This is a genomic window from Parasedimentitalea nitratireducens (assembly GCF_057444295.1).
Genome location: NZ_JBYAXC010000025.1, coordinates 1 through 18,782 on the forward strand (window position 1 = coordinate 1; position 18,782 = coordinate 18,782).

Sequence of the window (18,782 nt, forward strand, 5' to 3'; positions counted from 1 at the left end):
CCTGGTCACTGCGCGGGTTTTCATGACAGCGGAATCCCCACCGAACTCCCAACGCGTTGCAAACTACGGTGGTGAGAACATGAGGGTGCAAGATGCGACATGCGCAGCAGTTGCCGACAAGATGCAGCGAATACGGTTCCATCGACGAATGTCAGTTTTCGATGACTGCAAAACACTGCAGGCGGGAGATGAGAAGTCTAGGAATGGATTGTTCCAACAATTTGCAAAGTTCGCCATCTGCTCAAAGCCGCCCTTGGCGGTGGTCCCGCCAAATGGTCGGTTCCAGCCCAAAGCCGATATTGGTGTAGGTACAGTCTAACGGCAGCACCCAACTCAAAACAGACATGGTTATTAGTTTAGGGCGGCAAGTAGTTTGCCCTCACCAGGCTTTTGTTAAAGCCAATTACACGTACATGCCGGTGTTTTTTTTGCCCTACAACTCCCCTGGCCAGAACCTCGTCAAATTGCGTTCAGTACAACATGCATAATTGATACGAGCATCAACGAAGTTGTGATGGCTGTTATCCCTGGCACCGGGTGTTTGAGGTTGTCAGAAAATCTAAAAAGCCCTAGCAAAAACTAATGGAAGTGCTGAAGCGCATAGTTTTGACCGTTGCTGTCGGTTTGCTAGTCCTGACAACTGGGCTTGGCACAACTGCCTATGCGCTTGCGATGGATGGGAATACCGGTCACTGCGCAGAACACATGTCTATGCTTCGTGATGCCAAACCTGCCACAATCAGTGGCATCGATGCGCCTCATCATGAAACGACAGCCGACGCTACAAACGGCGATCACGATAATTGTCGGCAACAAATGAGCCCAGGATTGATCGTTTTACCTCCTCGGATGTCTGCTGGCTTAGTTCGCTTCGATTTGACCAAAGCGGGTTTTGAGAGTGATTTGCGCCACTTGAACCAAGCCGAAACTCCGGATCGCCCGCCTAACACCTGAGACTGAACGCCTCTGCGGTGCTGTTAGACCTATCTTGGATGCTACTGCATTCGGTGTAGCGACAAACGAACCCGCATTTTACCAGTCCAGATTTTGTTAGGAACGTCAAATGAGACGAAGAAATACTCTGCTTGGTGTCGGTGCCATTGCTGCACTTGCGCTGTTTGCTTTTTGGCAATCGCGTACCCCTGATCAAGTAAAACCCACCGGAACTACTGTTGGCGACGCAATTGTCGCGGTTCAGCTCCCCGCTATTGAAGGCAATGCCGCGATTGGGAAGCGGATATTTGATAGTGCCTGCGCTGCCTGCCATGGGGCAAATGCAGAGGGGACAACTGGTCTTGCACCACCGTTGATCCATAAGATTTATGAACCTAGTCACCATGCGGATGAGGCATTCCAACGCGCAGCCGCGCTTGGTGTGAAAGCCCATCATTGGCCATTTGGCGACATGCCCCCGGTTTCGGGTCTGACACGCGGGGATGTCTCAATGATCATCACTTATGTTCGCGAACTACAACGCGCCAACGGAATTCACTGAGGTCTCACCATGAAAATCATCATTGCTACAATTGTTTCATCCTTCCTCGCCTCGGGCGTATCCGCCCATTCAAAGGTCGACACAACAACGCCATCCAATCTATCTGTGCTAGCAGAAGTTCCAGCCAAGATAAACTTGGATTTCGCGAAAAAAATTCGCCTGACAAAAGTTGAGGTAACTCACGAAAGCGATCCAACTGTCCCACTTGATCTTAATGGTCAGACAAGCTTTGAGCGTGCGTTTTCACTTCCGATCCAAAACTCGGGTGACGGCACTTACCACATCGAATGGCGAGGCTTAGGCATGGATGGACACGCCATGCAGGGTGAATTCACCTTTGAGGTGAACTGAGCATGCCGGACATTTGGGGATTCTCATCAATATTGGCAAAGTGGTTATTGTATACCGGGCTTACTGGGGCGACGGGGATTACCATGGTGCGCCTCGTCTTCTGGTCCCACGTCAAACCTCTCGATGCTCGCCTTCGCCGCTTTTCTCTTGTTCTAACATGCATAGCACTCACCGCCGCCGTACTTAGCTTCCTGCTGCGCGGCGCAGCTTTAACCGGCGACATTTCAGGAATGGTTGATCGCGAAATGCTTGGCCTCTTGTGGACCACTTCGGTGGGGGAGGCCTTCACCTATCGACTGGCAGGTGTCGCCTTGATCATTGTGGGCCTGTACATCCCTGCAATCGGAGCGTGGGTCAGCCTAGCTGGCGGAGTGGTCGCACTGTGGTCCTTTACGCAGATTGGTCACATCCCTGATCTAGAGCAAACAGGCGTTCGCATGCTGCTGTTGCTGCATCTGCTGGGTGTTTCGTTGTGGATAGGCATACTTGCCCCTTTGCATTGGTTGGCCCGTGACCCCGAGTATCTGGAAATCGCAGCAAACTTAGGCGACCATTTCGGAGTTATGGCTTCGGGTATTGTCGCAGTCCTGGTGCTGGCAGGTGGTCTGATGGCCTGGCTGATCCTGGGAAATCTCTCGCTTCTCTTCACGTCATCCTACGGATTGGCACTCGTCGTAAAAGTGACTTTGGTCGCGCTTCTGCTAGGCTTGGCCGCTGCCAACAAACTCCGCTTTATTCCCGGAATGAAGGCAGGAAAACAGCAGGCCGCAAATCACCTTGTTCGCTCCATTGAACTGGAATTCATTGTCATAACGTCTGTTCTGATCGCTACCGCGACCCTGACCAGCGTTGTGTCTTTGCCGATGTGAGAACTACCATGAAAAGACGTGACTTCTTAACCGCTGCAGGCGCTGCGATAATCACTCCACGCCTGAGTTGGGCCGCCACTTCGCAAGACCTGATTGCGGAACCGGTGACTGCACAGCTCTTGCCAGGTGATAGCCCTGCATCTGCAATGTGGGGATACAACGGCAGTACCCCAGGCCCCGAACTCCGCCTGTCTCAGGGGGGATTTCTTGATGTCAGATTTATCAACCAGATCGATCAGGGGTCAGCCGTACACTGGCACGGAATACGCTCAGACAACGCAATGGACGGCGTTCCGGGACTAACGCAGGATATTGTCCAATCCGGCGGCCAATTCAACTACCGTTTTCGCGCGCCAGATGCGGGCACGTTTTGGTATCACTCCCATAACCGCTCATGGGAGCAGGTCGCCAAGGGGTTGTATGGGCCGTTGATCGTCGAAGAACGCAATCCGCCGGATGTGGATCACGACATCACTGTCCTGATCGATGATTGGAGGATATCAGAAACCGGCGTTTTAGCCGGTGATTTTGATAACATGCACGACCAGGCCCATTCAGGTCGTATGGGCAACTTTGCCCGGGCAATCATCAACACAAAGGCGCCAGTTTTGACTGGAGACCGCCTGCGTCTACGTCTGATCAATGTTGCAACCGACCGGATATTCCCAATCGATCTGACCGGTATCGAAGGTAAAGTGGTTGCATTGGACGGCATGCCATTGGCGGAACCTCAGGATATTGATGGCTTGGTTCTTGCCCCCGCTCAACGGGCAGACATCATTGCAGACGTAACGTCCTCTCACACCGTCCAGTTTGTGTTCCCAACGCGGGATGATCCCTATGTCTTAGGAAAGATTGCCCTAGAGGGCGCAAACAACAACCGCGCCGCATCTGCCATCTTCCCCCTACCGACAAACTCGATGGCGCAGCCTGATCTGGACAATGCGATTTCGCTGACACTGACCATGGAAGGCGGCGCAATGAGCCCGCGCGGGACCTCTCTCACTGATATCTGGGGCTTCAACGGTCAGTCTGGGCTGAACGATGCGCCTTTCCACAGCTTTGAGCGAGGACAGACCGCGCGGATTTCCTTGGTAAATGACACAAGGTTCCCGCATGGGATACACCTGCATGGTCACCATTTTTTCGAAGTACAGACGGACGGGATGTTAGGCGCATTCAGAGATACCACCTTGGTCAACCCAGGCGAAACCCGCGATATCCTATGTGTATTCGACAATCCCGGAAAATGGCTATTGCATTGCCATATGCTAGGCCACCAAGCTGCAGGGATGAAAACCTGGGTGGAAGTGTCATGAGCAATTGACTTGGCTTCTCGCGACCTCGGTGAGGTGAGTCCGGACGTCACGAACGAGTGTGTCAGTTCTAAGCCCCCATGCAAACTCGCTCCCATTTATTAATTACATGGGGGCGATAACTGTGAACCTCCCCACAACCTCGCGTTTGCTAGTGAAAGTAAATTGATCTTATCCCTCGTAATATAGAACCAGACATCGGGCCAAGTAATTCACCTAAAAGCACTTTCAAATACATCTTCTACAGATGGCACGTTGAAGACCTTGCTCCAAGCAGAACAATAATACATATTCAAATAGGAGAATAATTGAAAAGGTTGGGCGAAATGAATTTACCCAGAAGAAAATTTCTTGCGGGCAGCGCTGCAGTAACAACAGGCGCGGTACTCGGCCTTCAATCCAAACCGGCCAACGCACAAATCGCCTTGGGTGACTTCAAAATTGACGTGGTCAGCGATGGTTCCCTGACCTTGCCGGGTGGTTTCATTTTCGATCCAATGCCAAAGGGTAAATTGCTCCCCATTCTCGAAAAACACGGTCAATCCGCCGAGCTTTTAACCCCGCCCTGTAATGTCACCCTACTGCGACATGGGGACCGAACTGTCCTATTTGACGTAGGGGCTGGGCCTGATTTCTCTCCGAACTCCGGAATTCTATTGGACTCACTAGATGCCTTGGGTGTCTCACCAGACGAAGTGACAGACATCATTTTCACCCACGCACATCCGGATCATTTGTGGGGATTGCTCGATGATTTTGACGACCCTCTCTTTCCGGAAGCCAGCTACATGATCGGCAAAGCGGAATGGGAATATTGGATGAACCCCAACACCATCAACGACATAGGCGAGGCCCGTGCGTCCTTTGCCGTCGGTGCCCAGCGCCGGTTAGCGATGATTGAGGATCAGATTAAATTATTTGAGGACGGAGAAGAAATTATGACAGGCATCGCCGCCCGCGCAACAGTCGGGCACACACCCGGTCACATGGCGTTGGAAATCCGCAATGGGTCCGAGTCCGTAATGGTTCTGGGTGACTCCATTGGCAACGATCACATCGCCTTTGCAAGACCGGGCTGGATTTCCGGATCAGACCAAGACCCAGAAACAGCCGCCGCAACACGTACCATTCTGATGGATCAACTGTCGCATGAAAAGACCCGCGTGATCGGCTACCACCTAACGGGCAATGGCACCGGCTATGTCGATAAAACATCCGACGGCTATGCCTTTGTGGCGGAGGCATATTGATGAAAAATCCCATCCTCGCAGTCGCCCTGCTCGCCACCCCTGCCCTCGCCAGCGAAGACATCGCCGACCAGTACCCTGGATCGGTGCTGTATTCCAAACCATACGAGGTCCTACCGGGTATCTTCTCGGCCATCGGTGCCACCGCCCCACCGACATACGAAAACGCAGGCCACAACAACAACCTCAGCTTCATCGTAACCGGAGACGGTGTTGTGGTGATCAACGGCGGTGCGTCCTACCAACTGGCCGAGGCGCTGCACAATGAAATCAAGGCTGTGACGGATCAACCGGTAAAGCTGGTGTTCAACGAAAATGGTCAGGGCCACGCCATGCTTGGCAACTCATACTGGGCAGATCAGGGCGTTGAAATCGTAGCCCACACAGACGCCGCCGCTGAATTCGAAAGCCACGGCGGGCAATCCCTGCGCGCAGCTCAGGCGCGGGTGATGGAAAAAGCAGACCACACCCGGGTCGCCCTGCCGACGCAGACATTTGATGACAGCTATGTGGTCGAGATGGGCGATATGACGATCGAAGCCCGCTACCTTGGCCCAGCCCACAGCCCCGGTGATATCGTCGTCTGGCTGCCTGAAAAAAGCATGGTCATCGCAGGCGATATGGCGTTCCACGAACGCATGTTGCCGATTTTTGAGCACACTATGACCGCCGACTGGATCGAAACATGGGAGACCGAGTTCGAGGCGCTAAACGCCACCTATGTCATTCCCGGTCACGGCCACCCAACCAACATGGATCAGGTGCGGCGCTACACTCGTGACTATCTGGTCTACCTGCGCGCCCAAATCGGTGCCCATCTGGAAAATGACGGTGATCTGGCAGATGCCTATTACGTCGATCAGTCGCCCTACACCAATCTCGACACCTTCGAAGAGCTGGCCACTAAGAACGCAGGTCGGGTCTACGAACAGATGGAATTCGAATAGCCAAATCGAAGCTTCTGCCAGTCAACATTCAGGGTGATTGGCAGAACTTCTGATTTCGCAGTCATTACTGCGCGGCCAAGGGCTGTCTGGCTAGTTGGCACTTGTCCCACAATTCTCTCAGCGCGCTGATCAGGTGATCTATATCCTGATCCGAATGGACTGGCGATGGTGTGATACGCAGCCGCTCAGTCCCTTTGGGCACTGTGGGGTAGTTGATCGGCTGAATATAGACACCATAGTCCTTTAGCAGAACGTCCGAGATAAATTTGCATTTCACCGGATCACCGACCATCACCGGAATGATATGGCTGGGATTGGCTACATGTGGAATGCCAATATGTTCAAGTTTCGCGCGAACCTTTGCAACGTTGGTTCTTTGCATCTCTCGTTCGATATTACTTTGCTTCAAGTGACAAATCGATGCTGCCGCCCCGGCAGCAATCGCTGGCGGTAGCGCGGTGGTAAAAATGAACCCGCTGGCAAAGCTGCGCACAAAATCGCAGAGTTCAGCCGAGGCGGCGATATAACCCCCAACAACGCCAAATGCTTTGCCCAAGGTGCCTTCAATCACCGTCAACCGGACCATCAAGCCCTCACGTTCAGCAATACCGCCCCCCCGTGGACCATACAGACCAACCGCGTGGACCTCATCCAGATAGGTCATGGCGTTGTATTTGTCCGCCAGATCACAAATCTGCGCAATTGGCGCGATGTCACCATCCATGGAATAGACGCTTTCAAAAGCAATCAGTTTTGGTCGATCCAAGGGCAAACTGGCCAGTTTTGCCTCTAGATCCTCCAGATCATTGTGTTTCCAGATCATCCGCTCGGCTTTTGAATGGCGAATACCTTCAATCATCGAAGCGTGGTTCAGCGCGTCCGACAAGACAACACAGCCCGGAATACGTCCCGCTATGGTTCCCAATGCGGCCCAGTTCGACACATAGCCCGAGGTGAACAGAAGTGCGGCCTCCTTGCCATGCAGGTCAGCCAGCTCTGCCTCGAGCAGAACATGGTCATGGGTGGTGCCCGAGATGTTTCGTGTTCCACCAGCCCCTGCCCCGCAGCGGTCTAGCGCATCATGCATCGCGGCCAGAACTTTGGGGTGTTGTCCCATCCCCAGATAATCATTCGAGCACCAGATGGTTACATCATCAGACGCCTTTACACCGTCCGAATTGGCAACATGTGATGTCGCCGTTGGAAAAGCACCACATTGGCGTTCTAGTTCAACAAAAACGCGGTAATTGCCATGGTCACGCAAATCGTCAAGCTCGTCTTTGAATAAACCTTGGTAATCTATCATTCTGCCATGGCCTCACTAACAATCTCAGCCAAAAGAGACTGAACCTCTTGCATCGGGCCCTCGGGGTAATTGCGGTATCCAATCATGACTTGGCCTTCGCGATCCGCAACAAAAATACCATAGGGACAATGGGCGATGTTCAGGGGGTCTGCTTCCATCATTTTCCGCGACAATACGGCCGAGCAGAAAATGTAGATCTCAGCATTATCAAACAGGGTGACATCACTGCCCACATCCTGCCCTGTGCGGCTCAGCATTTCGCCGACATGGCTGACGTAATCAATGTTCAACCCTCTATCGATAATCGCACTTTCCAGGCTGAAGGCAGCGTCGTCAAAACTGCCGTCGTACTTATAAACCGTCGAAGACCCATCTGCGAAGGCAAGCCCAGCTGTGGCAATCGTTGTCATCGCAGCCAATACGCTGCCAAGTAATAATGCTCTCATGACTTCACTCCCTTGATACCAACAGCATTGCCGCAATTCTGCGAATTTAAAACCCTTGCAGCCAGAATAGCCGCAAGGGTTAGAAGCCACCGAACACAGCATCCCAGTTCCTAGTTTTCAAACGACCTCAGGTATTCGATCAATGCCAACTGATCCGCCTCTTTCTTGAGCCCGGCAAAGGACATTTTCGTGCCCTTTAGATAGGCACGAGGCTTGGCCAGAAATGCCGCTAGTTCAGTCTCCGTCCAAACCAATCCGCCCTCGGCCGCCTTTTTCATTGGCTTTGAATACTTAAAGCCATCAACTGCGCCAGCTGCACCATTCACAATACCCGTCAGGATTGGTCCGGATCTGTTCTTGGCGCCCTCACCAATCTGGTGACAAGCCTTACATTTTTTGAACACTTTGGCACCAGCAGCAGCCAGTTCGGTGTCGATTGCATCGACAGTGACTTCCACCACTTCAACTTCAGTCGTTTCTGCAATCGCGTCTTCAGCAGCGCCACCCTGATCTGGTGTCACGTCCAAGACCAACGCCCGCATAGTCACTGCGACTACGCCCTTGCAGTCCTGCATGCAGGGTTCACCTGTCCACTGGGCGTATTCCGTCTCAGCCCGATTGTCGACGATGAAACCGTTCGCATTGGGCATCTCAACGTCAAAAAATGTCTCATTTGACAGGACAAAATCATCCTCAACCAAATCATTGGAGTAAAGGATATAGGCCACCATGGCATAGACCTCATCATCCGTCAGACTGCCCGCATCGCCATAGGGCATCGAGCGTTTGATGTAGTCAAAGGTGGTTGTCAGATACGGCCAGTAAGACCCGACAGTCTTTAGCGGGTCATCGTGGTTCAGCGTATCTGCCCCACCTGCCAGCTTGGGCCAATTGCCAAGACCTTCGGCAAAGTCACCATGACACGACGCGCATTTGTCGGCAAAAATCTCCTCACCATCCAGCGCATCCCCTGACCCTACAGGCAACCCTGTCCCATCCGGAGTGATGTCACCATCCCAAGCTGCGATTTCTTCTGGCAGCGCCGTGCGACCCAGACCAAACTTACCCGCAAACGCTGGCCCCGCGGCTAATGCAAACGAAGCAACCAAGGCCGTTGATTTAAGAAACTTCGACATTTTCTGCCTCACCGTTAGAACGTACCAGCCAGGTTTGGATACAGTTGTTGTGATAGATCGAGTTTAGCCCGCGCACCTCGCGCAGTTGGGCCTTGGTGGGCTGCACATATCCGGTGTCATCCATGGCACGCGATTGCAGCATCATCTCTGATCCGTCCCAGTCAGTATCAAGATAGAACCGCGTCAGCGCCATCTTCTCACCCGGTTTGGCCAGGCGCGCTGTCTCCCAGTTCTTGCCACCATCCTTGGACACATCCACACGAGTGATCGCGCCACGTCCGGACCATGCCAAACCGGTGATGACCAATGGCCCTGTACCGTGTTTGATCGGCGCCTGCGGGCTGGGGCTGGTCACAACCGATTTCGCATCCATTGCCCAGGTCCACTTGCGGCTGGTGCCGTCTTCCAGCGTATCGGTGTACTTGCTGGTCTCTTCGCGGCTCTCAACAGGGCCGTCCATCACCTCGATACGACGGATCCATTTGACCCACATGTTGCCTTCCCAACCGGGAACAACCAGACGCACCGGATAACCATGCTCCTTGCGCAGCGCTTCGCCATTGGCCTTGAACGCGACCAAGACGTCATCCAGCGCCTTTTCCATCGGGATCGAACGCCCGTTGGACGAGGCATCTGCACCTTCGACAAACACCCACTTGCCCGCCAGATCACCCGCCGTATTCAGCCCGGCCTCTTCCAGCAGGGTACGCAGCGGTACGCCCGTGTATTCCATGTTATGAATCATGCCGTGGGTGAACTGCGCACCGTTCAGCTGCGCACCCGCCCATTCCATACCGGTGTTGGCGGCGCATTCGCAGAAATAGACGTGGTTTTCGCGCGGGAACCGCTCTAGATCGGCATAGCTAAACACCAGAGGCGTATCGACCAAGCCGTTGATCATCAGGCGGTAGTCTTCCTTCTTCAGATCAATCGCACCCGAGTGATGCCGCTCAAATGCGCAGCCCTGTGGGGTGATAGTACCGTCCAAAGCATGGATCGGCGTAAAGTTAATCGAGCTGACAGTATCAGCGGTCAGCCATTCCACATTGCGGCGGATAACGTCGCCTTCGTGTTCAATTGGCAGTCCATACCGCACCGCATCGACACCATCGCCGAACCCCCGTGTCCAAGGCTGGATCTCGGTGATCAAGGGGTCAGGCGTTTGGGCATTTGCAGCACCAGCCGTCAACGCCCCTGCCCCCGCAGCCATTGCGCCACCTAGAAATGCCCGTCGCGAGCTGACTATATCATTGTCTTTATCTGACATATCAGATGCCTCTTACTTGTGAGTGCAGAGCCTAGGCTCCGACAACTTTCACACTGTTGTTTGGATCAAGCGAGATGGTGCCCTGTTTGGCGATATGCGCCTCGACCACGTCCCAGATTTTCGGACCTTCGGTGCCCTGATTGACCGATGCCCAGCCGGCAACCTGATAGGTCTTGGACGGGTCAATTGCCTCGCCAGTCTTTAGCAGGGTCATTTCGGTGATGCGACTGCCTTGCGGTTTGGTCACATCAATCCGGTAGCCAAGCCCACCAACGCGAACCATATCGCCGCCCTGCTGATAGTAAGGGTCAGGATTGAACAGGTTGTCGGCAACGTCTTCCAGCACCACATGCAGAAATTCACCGGTCATTTCAGTCCGGTAAGCCTCGCCATAGCTCATCGAGGTCACGTTCCAGATGTCCTCGCGGGTGATGTCCTGTCCCGGCAAGATAGAGGGCCCCCAGCGCACACCAGGCGACAGGGCAATATCCGCGTCCCGTTCAGAAATCAGCGCATCGCAGATCAAGTCATCCCATGTGCCGTTAAAGTTGCCGCGACGGTACAGGGTCTGATCATCAGCCGTCTGGCCAATGACTTCGCTTAGCTGATCCATATACGGTGCGCGTTGATCATCAATCAGCTGTGCCACTTCGGGATCAGGAGTAATCACGTCCGAGAAGATCGGGATCAGTTTGTGGCGGAAACCCATCATACGGCCGTTACGAACGTCCAGATCCACGCGACTGACGAATTTACCGTTAGATCCAGACGCCACAATAATGGTGTCGCCCACCAACACAGGCTCGGGCAGCGCGTCATGGGTGTGACCAGACAGGATCACGTCAATCCCGGTGACCTTGCCCGCCATCTGTTTATCAACATCGAACCCGTTGTGGCTTAGGCAGACAACCAGCTCGGCCCCTTGGGCGCGGACCTCGTCGACCATTTCCTGCATCCGTTCATCGCGGATACCAAACGAGTATTCTGGGAACATCCAGCCGGGGTTGGCAATCGGCATATAAGGGAAGGCCTGACCGATCACAGCGACCTTTACGCCACCGCTTTCAAAGAATTTATACGGCGGGAACAGCTCTGTCGGCTCGTCCCATTCAGCATCAAAGATGTTCTGACCTAGCGCCGCAAACGGCAGACCTTCGACAATCTCGTTCACCCGCTCTGACCCAAGCGTGAATTCCCAGTGGAACGTCATCGCGTCAGGCTTTAGCGCGTTCATGACGTTGACCATATCCTGACCAGCGGTCTGATGGCAGGTATAGCTGCCGTGCCATGTGTCGCCGCCATCCAGCAGCAGCGCATCCGGGCGCTCGGCGCGAATTGAGTTGATGACAGTCGAAACACGGTCCAACCCGCCCACGCGGCCATAGCCTTTTGCAAGGGATGAGAAATCACTGTGGCTTAGCGCATAGGCCGATGGGCTACCGTCATCAATGCCATACAGGTTGCGGAAATCGGCGCCTGTTACATGGGGAACCGCGCCCTTGTTTCCCCCGACCCCGATATTGACCGAAGGCTCGCGGAAGTAGATCGGCTTTAGCTGCGCGTGAATGTCGGTGATGTGGATCAGGGATACGTTACCGAAGGTATCAAACTCCAACAATTTGTCCTGTGTCAGCGATTGTTGCGCAGCCACCCGCGACCAGTTTCCGAACCCTGACGCCCCATATAGCGCGGCAGCTGCCATGCTGGTTTGTAAAAAATCACGGCGAGATATCATAGTCCGTCCTAGCTGTTACGACATATACGCATATATGAATTCGTTTTAAGATGCAAAAGCCCCAATACCATCCGGCATTGGGGCCCTGTTTGGGTTTTAGTTGCGGACCGAAGGCGTTTCAACGGAAAGCCCCTGACCACGCGAAGCGATGTACAGCTCAAGTGATTTGAACTCGTCGCCACCAACCTTGTAAGGCTCTGCCCGAATGTTCTTCATGCAGCCCTTAAAGCGTGCATGTGTCGAATTCAGCTTGGCATTCTTCAGACGGTAAGTCGGAAAACCATTGGTCTGGCCCTGACTTAGGTGATCGGCACGGATCATCGTGTCATAATTGTCTTCGTGACAATTTGAACAGGACATATCCAGCTGGCCAACACGGGTATAGTATAGCTCTTTCCCCTGCTCCCAGAACTCTGCCGCCTCGCCATCGATGGCCACGTTCATCGGCAAGCCGCGCGACTGCAGCCCGATCAGGGCTGTCATTGCAACCATCTGACCGCCAGAATACTTCCAAGGCTCCGCACCCATATGCTCGGTACGGCAGTTGTTCACCAAATCCTCCATGGTGACTACCTTGCCGTCTTCGACACGGGGCAATGTGGTCCGCAGACCTGCAAAGTCTTCGACATTTTCGTGGCACGAGGCACAGGCCTTACCTTCGCTCCCGGCGACTTCGTTCCAAGAGTCGATAGCCTGATCGACAAAAACAAATCCAGGATTGTCAAAATCATCAAGCTGCAGGGCCTGCGTTTCCTTTGCACGATAGATCCACCCTGATGTCACTTCATCAAGGTTTTCCGTATGCGCAGGCGCCGCTGTCTGGGTTGTGAAATTCTGCCCGTCAATAGATAGCGATGCGGTTTCATCCGCATGGGTACTGACTGCCATCCCCACGAAACATGCAGTACTTACCAGTACTTTAAGTGTCTTCATTCGGTCGTCCTCCCTAATCCGTCCGACCTCAGCCGATTGCGATTTTTTTCGCTGTTTCGTAGACCGACCCGTCATCGTCGTACCAAGTGAACTTGAACTCGCCGGCCTCGGGGACCATTGCTTCAAATTCAAAATACGGGTTGGTCGAAACCGCAGGTTCAATGGTGACGTCGATGACGTTCTGGCCATTAAAATCTGCTGTGAACCGGTTGATGATTGAGCGCGGAATAAGGTTGCCGTCATCACCCTTGCGCTGACCAGATTCCATCTTGTGGCTGATCAGAGTTTTGATTGTGATGACATCACCGGCCGCAGCCTTTTTTGGAACTTTGACACGAGGTTTTACACCAGAAGCCATAGTTGTTCTCCTCGTCTGAGTTAGCCGCCGCAGCCGCCGATTGTTACTTTTACGGTTGCACTTGCCTTACGGAACGAGCCGTCTTCCATCTTGGCAATCGCGACAACATCCTGTGTCTTGGCCAAACGGATACGTGTCGATCCCGAACGCGAGCCAGCAAGAGGCCCAAACTTAAAGGTCGCGACAGCAGGTGTTGGATTGCCGGTTGCAAACAGGGAAATCTCAACCGCGCCAGCGGCCGAAACCTCAACCGGAACAGTGTTACCGTTTTCCGCAATTTCCGGTGCGGTCAGATCGATACCGCCCTCAGTAACTTCTGCTCCGCCCGTAATTTCAGCGATCGCATCATCAGTCAGCGACGCAAATGCCGGAAGGCCAGCCAGCGTTGCAAAGGCAAGTGTGCCAGTGCCCAGCGCAAGCGCTTTTCGACGTGTTAGGTCCATTTCATTTCCTCCCATGGAATCTGGGTAAATTACTGTTCTTTCAGAGTTTGAAGATAGGCGATGACATCTTCCACCTGCTGCGCGGTCAAGATGCTCTTACCTTCGAATTTTTCGAGCGTGCGTTCAAATCCCGCGTCCTTATAGAATGCCGGCATGATGCTGTCTTCGAACACCATCTTGGAATTGGCCACGATCGCGCGAAGCTCTTGTGCTTCCCAGCGATCCGCAACACCGGTCATTTCAGGACCAACCTCGCCGTGGAACGATTCCTCAGGCATGTCTGCGTTGACATGGCAAGCCAGGCAATTGCCCTGTTTTCTGTTTTTGAAAACGTCACGCCCATTTGCCGCGTCTCCAGCAACGCCAGTCAAAGAGGCCATAACCACGCCATCTTCATATTTGACATCGCCCGGGGCCACGGGCTCAGCAGCCAGTGGATTTGCCAGCAATCCCGCCATTGCGAGTGATATACCGATGATCCTCATGCGTCCTCCCAAACACTTTAGTTCGCCATACCGTAGCCCACGAATCTGTGAACACGCAACAACAAATTCATTTACTTGAATTTTTGTATTTGTTTGATGAGCTGCCTCCTGCCCACTTCCTCTCAACTTAAACGGCACAATCTGCAGGAAATGTTGAAAGCTCTCCACTGATTTGTTCCGTTTTATTTCAACAGATTAGAAATCAAGCCAAGCCCACCAATAGTCACATTCAGTCTGTACTAAACCGCCAACCAATCCGCACAGCACAACATGACCACGGACAACTGTTTGAATGATCTGCATCAATGCAGACTTCACTGGAGTACATTCATATCGCAATATGTGAATTAATTGGAGCGTATCATGGACTTGATCCCCCTGGTTGAGCAGATTGGCGAAGCCCCCACGGCTGCCCTATTCGGTTTACTCACCGGAGTGGTCTTTGGTGCCTCTGCCCAACGATCCCGGTTCTGCTTGCGGGCTGCCACGGTAGAATTTGCCCGCGGCAAAATGCAAGACAGTGTCGCTGTCTGGTTGCTGACATTCTCCACCGCGCTTGTCTGGGTTCAAGGCGCACAAATGCTGGGGCTGATGGACGCCTCTAGCGCGCGGATGATGGCCGTCCCCGGAAGCTGGTCGGGAGCGGTGATCGGCGGGTTGGTCTTTGGAGTCGGTATGGTGCTGGCTCGCGGGTGTTCAGGGCGGCTTTTGGTCCTTGCTGCCACCGGCAATCTGCGCTCGGTCGTGTCGGGTTTGATCTTTGCCGTGGTGGCACAGATGAGCCTGTCCGGTGTTCTATCCCCACTGCGCAACCAACTGGCCTCTCTCTGGGTCACCAACGGGGGGCGAAACATGGATCTCCTGGCCGCTATCAGGCTGCCCGACTATTCTGGCCTTCTTATTGGAACTGGCATCGCGGCTCTGGCCCTGACCCTTGCCCGCCGCAACAAAATCGGTGCCCCACGTTTGGTGTTTGCCTCAGGTGTAGGTTTTGCGGTCGCCCTCGGATGGGTCCTGACCTACGCGTTAAGCCAACTGGCCTTTGACCCGGTGCAGGTAGAAAGCGCCACCTTCACTGGACCCTCGGCCAATACACTGATGTTCTTTCTTGAGCGCGGTTCTGTTCTGCAATTCGACATCGGCCTGGTTCCCGGCGTGTTCATAGGCGCCCTTGTCGCGGCTGCTCTGGGAGGAGAGTTGAAGTTTCAGGCCTTTGATGACGCACCCACCATGCGCAAGGCGATGGCGGGTGCGGCGATGATGGGCTTTGGCGGAATGCTGGCTGGCGGTTGCGCCATCGGCGCCGGTGTCACTGGCGGTTCAATATTTGTCGGCACCGCCTGGTTGGCCCTGTTCTGTATGTGGATTGGCGCAGTGGTAACAGATTGGCTGGAGGACCAACGCAGCGTAGCTCAAGTTACGTGATCGCAAGGCAGCTGGTACAACGCCCCCGTCGAAACGTCAGCTCTGACGCGCCCCGAAAGATTGCGTTTCAAATAGGGCACTGAAAGTTAGCGCAAAACCCCAATGTCAGGCGCAATGGACAGCATCCATTGCGCAATTTGGTTCATCGAATTTGTCGCAATCAGCAACCCAAATACAATCAACATTGCCCCCATGACTTTCTCAACTATTCCCAAATGTCTTTGGAACTTAGACATCCAGATCATGAACGGACCGATGAATAGCGCCGCCAACACAAAGGGCGCCGTCATGCCCACCCCGTACACAAACAACAGCCCTGCCCCGGATGATGCGGTCTCAGCGCCTGCCGCAGCAAACAGGATTGCCGCCAAGACCGGTCCAACGCAGGGTGTCCAGCCAAACGCAAATGCCAAGCCAATAACATAGGCCCCCATCAGGCCTGCCTTCGATGTATTCCCTGCGTCCGACCGCAATTGCCGATATAAAATTCCGATACGAACTACGCCCAGAAAGTGCAGTCCCATCACAATAATGATCGCCGCCGCAAACCAGCGAAGAACATCGAAATACTCACGAACCACTTGACCGAATGTCGTTGCAGCTGCGCCTAGCCCCATAAAAATTGTGATGACTCCCGCGGCAAATAAACAGGCCGCAAGTACCGCCCGCGTCCGCGTTTCCCCAGATATCTGCGCCTCTGCAGATATCTGGTTCATGCCCACGCCAGCCAGGTAACTCAGATAAAACGGCACAATTGGCAGAATGCACGGTGACAGAAAAGAAAGGACGCCCGCAAACGCAGCACCCGCAAGCGTAATATCCATCATAGCAGGCACTCTCTCTTGTGTAATTCACATATTCATATTATGTAGTTTGTTAAGCAAAGGTCAATTTCGCATGTCACTCCGTCTTATCCTTTTCAGCCTGTTTCTGAGCCTGTCTTCGACATTGTCCGCTGCGGCTGAAACCGTTTTGGTGATGGTAGAGGAAAAGGGCTGTGTCTGGTGCGCGCAATGGAACGATGAGATCGCGCATATTTATCCAAAAACCAACGAGGGCAAAGCTGCGCCTTTGCGGCGTATGGACATACATGCTGCAAAACCAGATGATTTGACGTTTAGCCAATCACTTAATTTCACGCCTACATTTGTTTTGATGGTCGACGGACAAGAAGTCTCCAGGATCGAAGGATATCCGGGAGAGGACTTTTTCTGGGGGTTGTTAGAGCAGATGTTGTCGGACGCCAGCATTGATATATCTGGATAAACTCCAGTTATTATGGCAAGCAAAGCGACTAAATGGCCAGTACAGATCTAAAGGAAGACAACCAGATGGGCCTGCCAGTATTTGACGGTAACATGTGTGCAGAAGACATGGACAAGATGGCAGACAATGCCATGAAAGCCTCCTATTTCCTCAAGGCAATAAGCCATGAGGGACGTTTGATGATCCTGTGTCATCTCGCCTCAGGCGAAAAGTCTGTCACCGAGCTTGAAAACCTTCTCTCATCGCGGCAGGCCGCAGTATCACAGCAGCTGTCTCGTCTTCGGCTTGAAGGCTTGGTGACCCCCAGACGAGAAGGCAAGGTTATCTACTACAGCCTGACCGATGACCGGCCGAAAAAAATCATGGAAGTTGTCTATGATCTGTTCTGTCGCGAAGACGATTGAACATCAATTGAGCAATGTCGCAGAGGCTATAAGGAAAGGCGACGATGCTTGATCTGATCTCTGAATCCATGCTTGTTGCGCTTGTCGGCCTTGTGGGCGGCGTGCTGCTAGGTCTTGCTGCGCGCATTGGCCGGTTCTGTACCTTGGGCGCGATAGAAGATCTGTACTATGGTGAAAACACGCTGCGCCTGCGGATGTGGGGCATCGCCATTGGTCTGTCGGTCATTGGCACATTTGGTCTATCCGCAGCAGGCCTGCTGGACCTGAACGAAACTCTTTATCTGTCAAGACAGTGGAACCCGCTGGAAAGCATTTTTGGCGGGCTGCTATTTGGCTATGGTATGGCTCTTGCCGGAAACTGCGGCTACGGCGCCCTAGCCCGGGTTGGAGGCGGTGATCTGCGCTCGCTTCTCATTGTTTTGATTATGGGAATCTCTGCGTATGTGACTTTGGGCGGCCCACTGTCGTCGCTGCGCATCTGGATGTTCGGAGCATCAGAGCAGGCCACCAATTTCCCGACTTATGCCCATTTGGCCGCACCTTTAACCGGAACAACTCTTGAGGTCACAGGAATAACGATCGGAGCAATTATTCTGGTTCTAACACTGGCAAACAGAACAATGCGGCGATCACCCAGTCATGTGCTCTGGGGGGCGGTTGTCGGCCTTGCAATCGTGTTGGGCTGGGCCGGAACAAATTGGATCGCCATCAATGGGTTTGATGCCACCCCCGTTGTCAGCCACACATTTTCAGCCCCCATTGGCGAGACGCTGCTGTATCTTATGACCTCGTCAGGCAATTCAATTAGCTTTGGTACAGGATCGGTTGCCGGTGTCCTAATCGGCGCTCTGATTGGCAGCCTGTACAAGGGACATTTCAGATGGGAATCCTGCGATGATCCCCGCGAACTGCGCCGTCAGCTTTTAGGCGCCACCTTGATGGGCATTGGCGCTGTTGTCGCAGTTGGCTGTAGTGTCGGCCAAGGGCTGTCTGCCTTTTCAGTCCTTTCCTACAGTGCCCCACTTACGTTGCTTAGTATTATGGCAGGTGCCGCATTAGGTCTACGACAGTTAATCCTGGGATTTGCGCCGTAAATTCCCAGACAATATGAGTTTTTGCGCAATGATAATGAATATACTTCTCCCGATTCTCAGCGCTGAAATGGGCGGAAACTTGGTGTACAACGAAGAGGGAGGCGAAACGACTTTTGTCGACGCTATGGAAAACGAAATAATGCGGACCAAAGGCCGCTTTGTTGGGTAAATCTGGACCTGTGGCTATTTGATGCCGCCCCTTTGATAGCATTTATTGCAACAAAGGAGATGAACTATGGGACAGAAACGGACGGACGAA

Annotated in this window: 22 protein-coding genes; 12 read left to right on the plus strand and 10 right to left on the minus strand. The window is 53.4% G+C overall.

Annotated elements, in window-relative coordinates; translation table 11 throughout:
• From AC2T28_RS24410 to AC2T28_RS24445, 8 genes are all read left to right on the plus strand, one after another.
• The coding region (locus AC2T28_RS24410; RefSeq protein ID WP_486751209.1) for a hypothetical protein at nucleotides 1-319 on the plus strand (319 nt) is incomplete at its 5' end.
• 263 nt (nucleotides 320-582) lie between these two features.
• Nucleotides 583-954, plus strand: coding sequence for a hypothetical protein (locus AC2T28_RS24415; protein ID WP_486751210.1), 372 nt, complete (start codon nucleotides 583-585; stop codon nucleotides 952-954).
• Nucleotides 955-1,063: 109 nt separating this feature from the next.
• Nucleotides 1,064-1,495 (plus strand): c-type cytochrome, encoded by a 432-nt coding sequence (locus AC2T28_RS24420; RefSeq protein WP_486751211.1) that lies wholly within the window; start codon nucleotides 1,064-1,066, stop codon nucleotides 1,493-1,495.
• Between the two features lie 9 nt (nucleotides 1,496-1,504).
• Nucleotides 1,505-1,846: a copper resistance CopC family protein gene (locus tag AC2T28_RS24425; RefSeq protein WP_486751212.1), complete on the plus strand. Its 342-nt coding sequence runs from the start codon at nucleotides 1,505-1,507 to the stop codon at nucleotides 1,844-1,846.
• A gap of 2 nt (nucleotides 1,847-1,848) precedes the next feature.
• A complete protein-coding gene (locus AC2T28_RS24430; RefSeq protein ID WP_486751213.1) occupies nucleotides 1,849-2,715 on the plus strand; it encodes a copper resistance D family protein in 867 nt (288 codons plus the stop codon).
• 8 nt (nucleotides 2,716-2,723) lie between these two features.
• Nucleotides 2,724-4,034 (plus strand): multicopper oxidase family protein, encoded by a 1,311-nt coding sequence (locus AC2T28_RS24435; protein ID WP_486751214.1) that lies wholly within the window; start codon nucleotides 2,724-2,726, stop codon nucleotides 4,032-4,034.
• 323 nt (nucleotides 4,035-4,357) lie between these two features.
• Nucleotides 4,358-5,281, plus strand: a complete 924-nt coding sequence (locus tag AC2T28_RS24440; RefSeq protein WP_486751215.1) for an MBL fold metallo-hydrolase — start codon at nucleotides 4,358-4,360, stop codon at nucleotides 5,279-5,281.
• Nucleotides 5,281-6,225 carry an MBL fold metallo-hydrolase gene (locus AC2T28_RS24445; protein WP_486751216.1) on the plus strand — a complete coding sequence of 315 codons (945 nt, stop codon included), beginning with the start codon at nucleotides 5,281-5,283 and terminating at the stop codon, nucleotides 6,223-6,225. Before AC2T28_RS24440 ends, AC2T28_RS24445 begins: the two co-directional genes overlap by 1 nt.
• A gap of 64 nt (nucleotides 6,226-6,289) precedes the next feature.
• Here AC2T28_RS24445 and hemA read toward each other — a convergent pair whose 3' ends face one another.
• From hemA to soxX, 9 genes are all read right to left on the minus strand, one after another.
• Entirely contained in the window at nucleotides 6,290-7,531 is a 1,242-nt protein-coding gene (gene hemA / locus AC2T28_RS24450) for a 5-aminolevulinate synthase (RefSeq protein WP_486751217.1), read from the minus strand.
• Nucleotides 7,528-7,941, minus strand: coding sequence for a DUF302 domain-containing protein (locus AC2T28_RS24455; RefSeq protein ID WP_486751228.1), 414 nt, complete (start codon nucleotides 7,939-7,941; stop codon nucleotides 7,528-7,530). The genes hemA and AC2T28_RS24455 overlap by 4 nt, the downstream gene beginning before the upstream one ends.
• Before the next feature lie 146 nt (nucleotides 7,942-8,087).
• Nucleotides 8,088-9,113, minus strand: a complete 1,026-nt coding sequence (locus tag AC2T28_RS24460; RefSeq protein WP_486751218.1) for a c-type cytochrome — start codon at nucleotides 9,111-9,113, stop codon at nucleotides 8,088-8,090.
• Nucleotides 9,097-10,380 carry a sulfite dehydrogenase gene (soxC, locus tag AC2T28_RS24465; RefSeq protein WP_486751219.1) on the minus strand — a complete coding sequence of 428 codons (1,284 nt, stop codon included), beginning with the start codon at nucleotides 10,378-10,380 and terminating at the stop codon, nucleotides 9,097-9,099. The genes AC2T28_RS24460 and soxC overlap by 17 nt, the downstream gene beginning before the upstream one ends.
• A gap of 31 nt (nucleotides 10,381-10,411) precedes the next feature.
• A complete protein-coding gene (gene soxB / locus AC2T28_RS24470; RefSeq protein ID WP_486751220.1) occupies nucleotides 10,412-12,115 on the minus strand; it encodes a thiosulfohydrolase SoxB in 1,704 nt (567 codons plus the stop codon).
• 96 nt (nucleotides 12,116-12,211) lie between these two features.
• Nucleotides 12,212-13,048 (minus strand): sulfur oxidation c-type cytochrome SoxA, encoded by an 837-nt coding sequence (gene soxA, locus AC2T28_RS24475; RefSeq protein WP_486751221.1) that lies wholly within the window; start codon nucleotides 13,046-13,048, stop codon nucleotides 12,212-12,214.
• Nucleotides 13,049-13,076: 28 nt separating this feature from the next.
• A complete protein-coding gene (soxZ, locus tag AC2T28_RS24480) occupies nucleotides 13,077-13,406 on the minus strand; it encodes a thiosulfate oxidation carrier complex protein SoxZ (RefSeq protein ID WP_167681780.1) in 330 nt (109 codons plus the stop codon).
• Nucleotides 13,407-13,426: 20 nt separating this feature from the next.
• Nucleotides 13,427-13,849: a thiosulfate oxidation carrier protein SoxY gene (gene soxY / locus AC2T28_RS24485; protein ID WP_486751222.1), complete on the minus strand. Its 423-nt coding sequence runs from the start codon at nucleotides 13,847-13,849 to the stop codon at nucleotides 13,427-13,429.
• 29 nt (nucleotides 13,850-13,878) lie between these two features.
• Nucleotides 13,879-14,502 carry a sulfur oxidation c-type cytochrome SoxX gene (soxX, locus tag AC2T28_RS24490; RefSeq protein WP_486751223.1) on the minus strand — a complete coding sequence of 208 codons (624 nt, stop codon included), beginning with the start codon at nucleotides 14,500-14,502 and terminating at the stop codon, nucleotides 13,879-13,881.
• A 195-nt stretch (nucleotides 14,503-14,697) separates the two neighbouring features.
• Here soxX and AC2T28_RS24495 point away from each other — a divergent pair, with 195 nt between their 5' ends.
• Nucleotides 14,698-15,759 carry a YeeE/YedE family protein gene (locus AC2T28_RS24495; RefSeq protein ID WP_486751224.1) on the plus strand — a complete coding sequence of 354 codons (1,062 nt, stop codon included), beginning with the start codon at nucleotides 14,698-14,700 and terminating at the stop codon, nucleotides 15,757-15,759.
• A gap of 86 nt (nucleotides 15,760-15,845) precedes the next feature.
• Here the strand turns inward: AC2T28_RS24495 and AC2T28_RS24500 are convergent, their stop codons facing one another.
• A complete protein-coding gene (locus AC2T28_RS24500) occupies nucleotides 15,846-16,586 on the minus strand; it encodes a cytochrome c biogenesis CcdA family protein (RefSeq protein WP_486751225.1) in 741 nt (246 codons plus the stop codon).
• Nucleotides 16,587-16,656: 70 nt separating this feature from the next.
• Between AC2T28_RS24500 and AC2T28_RS24505 the strand changes: the two genes are divergently transcribed.
• The 3 genes from AC2T28_RS24505 (at nucleotide 16,657) to AC2T28_RS24515 (ending at nucleotide 18,523) form a co-directional block, all read left to right on the plus strand.
• Complete coding sequence (locus AC2T28_RS24505; protein WP_486751226.1) at nucleotides 16,657-17,025, plus strand: hypothetical protein; 369 nt, start codon at nucleotides 16,657-16,659, stop codon at nucleotides 17,023-17,025.
• Nucleotides 17,026-17,090: 65 nt separating this feature from the next.
• Nucleotides 17,091-17,429: an ArsR/SmtB family transcription factor gene (locus AC2T28_RS24510; protein WP_486751229.1), complete on the plus strand. Its 339-nt coding sequence runs from the start codon at nucleotides 17,091-17,093 to the stop codon at nucleotides 17,427-17,429.
• Between the two features lie 44 nt (nucleotides 17,430-17,473).
• A complete protein-coding gene (locus tag AC2T28_RS24515) occupies nucleotides 17,474-18,523 on the plus strand; it encodes a YeeE/YedE family protein (RefSeq protein ID WP_486751227.1) in 1,050 nt (349 codons plus the stop codon).
• Nucleotides 18,524-18,782 lie beyond the last annotated feature (259 nt).

Coding starts and splice junctions, on each gene's coding strand:
- AC2T28_RS24500 (WP_486751225.1), bottom strand. CDS start 16,586: ATGATGGATATTACGCTTGCGGGTGCTGCGTTTGCGGGCGTCCTTTCT.
- AC2T28_RS24430 (WP_486751213.1), top strand. CDS start 1,849: ATGCCGGACATTTGGGGATTCTCATCAATATTGGCAAAGTGGTTATTG.
- AC2T28_RS24460 (WP_486751218.1), bottom strand. CDS start 9,113: ATGTCGAAGTTTCTTAAATCAACGGCCTTGGTTGCTTCGTTTGCATTA.
- hemA (WP_486751217.1), bottom strand. CDS start 7,531: ATGATAGATTACCAAGGTTTATTCAAAGACGAGCTTGACGATTTGCGT.
- AC2T28_RS24455 (WP_486751228.1), bottom strand. CDS start 7,941: ATGACAACGATTGCCACAGCTGGGCTTGCCTTCGCAGATGGGTCTTCG.
- soxB (WP_486751220.1), bottom strand. CDS start 12,115: ATGATATCTCGCCGTGATTTTTTACAAACCAGCATGGCAGCTGCCGCG.
- AC2T28_RS24420 (WP_486751211.1), top strand. CDS start 1,064: ATGAGACGAAGAAATACTCTGCTTGGTGTCGGTGCCATTGCTGCACTT.
- AC2T28_RS24445 (WP_486751216.1), top strand. CDS start 5,281: ATGAAAAATCCCATCCTCGCAGTCGCCCTGCTCGCCACCCCTGCCCTC.
- AC2T28_RS24515 (WP_486751227.1), top strand. CDS start 17,474: ATGCTTGATCTGATCTCTGAATCCATGCTTGTTGCGCTTGTCGGCCTT.
- AC2T28_RS24495 (WP_486751224.1), top strand. CDS start 14,698: ATGGACTTGATCCCCCTGGTTGAGCAGATTGGCGAAGCCCCCACGGCT.
- AC2T28_RS24435 (WP_486751214.1), top strand. CDS start 2,724: ATGAAAAGACGTGACTTCTTAACCGCTGCAGGCGCTGCGATAATCACT.
- soxZ (WP_167681780.1), bottom strand. CDS start 13,406: ATGGCTTCTGGTGTAAAACCTCGTGTCAAAGTTCCAAAAAAGGCTGCG.
- AC2T28_RS24415 (WP_486751210.1), top strand. CDS start 583: ATGGAAGTGCTGAAGCGCATAGTTTTGACCGTTGCTGTCGGTTTGCTA.
- soxY (WP_486751222.1), bottom strand. CDS start 13,849: ATGGACCTAACACGTCGAAAAGCGCTTGCGCTGGGCACTGGCACACTT.
- AC2T28_RS24505 (WP_486751226.1), top strand. CDS start 16,657: ATGTCACTCCGTCTTATCCTTTTCAGCCTGTTTCTGAGCCTGTCTTCG.
- AC2T28_RS24440 (WP_486751215.1), top strand. CDS start 4,358: ATGAATTTACCCAGAAGAAAATTTCTTGCGGGCAGCGCTGCAGTAACA.
- soxA (WP_486751221.1), bottom strand. CDS start 13,048: ATGAAGACACTTAAAGTACTGGTAAGTACTGCATGTTTCGTGGGGATG.
- AC2T28_RS24510 (WP_486751229.1), top strand. CDS start 17,091: ATGGGCCTGCCAGTATTTGACGGTAACATGTGTGCAGAAGACATGGAC.
- AC2T28_RS24425 (WP_486751212.1), top strand. CDS start 1,505: ATGAAAATCATCATTGCTACAATTGTTTCATCCTTCCTCGCCTCGGGC.
- soxC (WP_486751219.1), bottom strand. CDS start 10,380: ATGTCAGATAAAGACAATGATATAGTCAGCTCGCGACGGGCATTTCTA.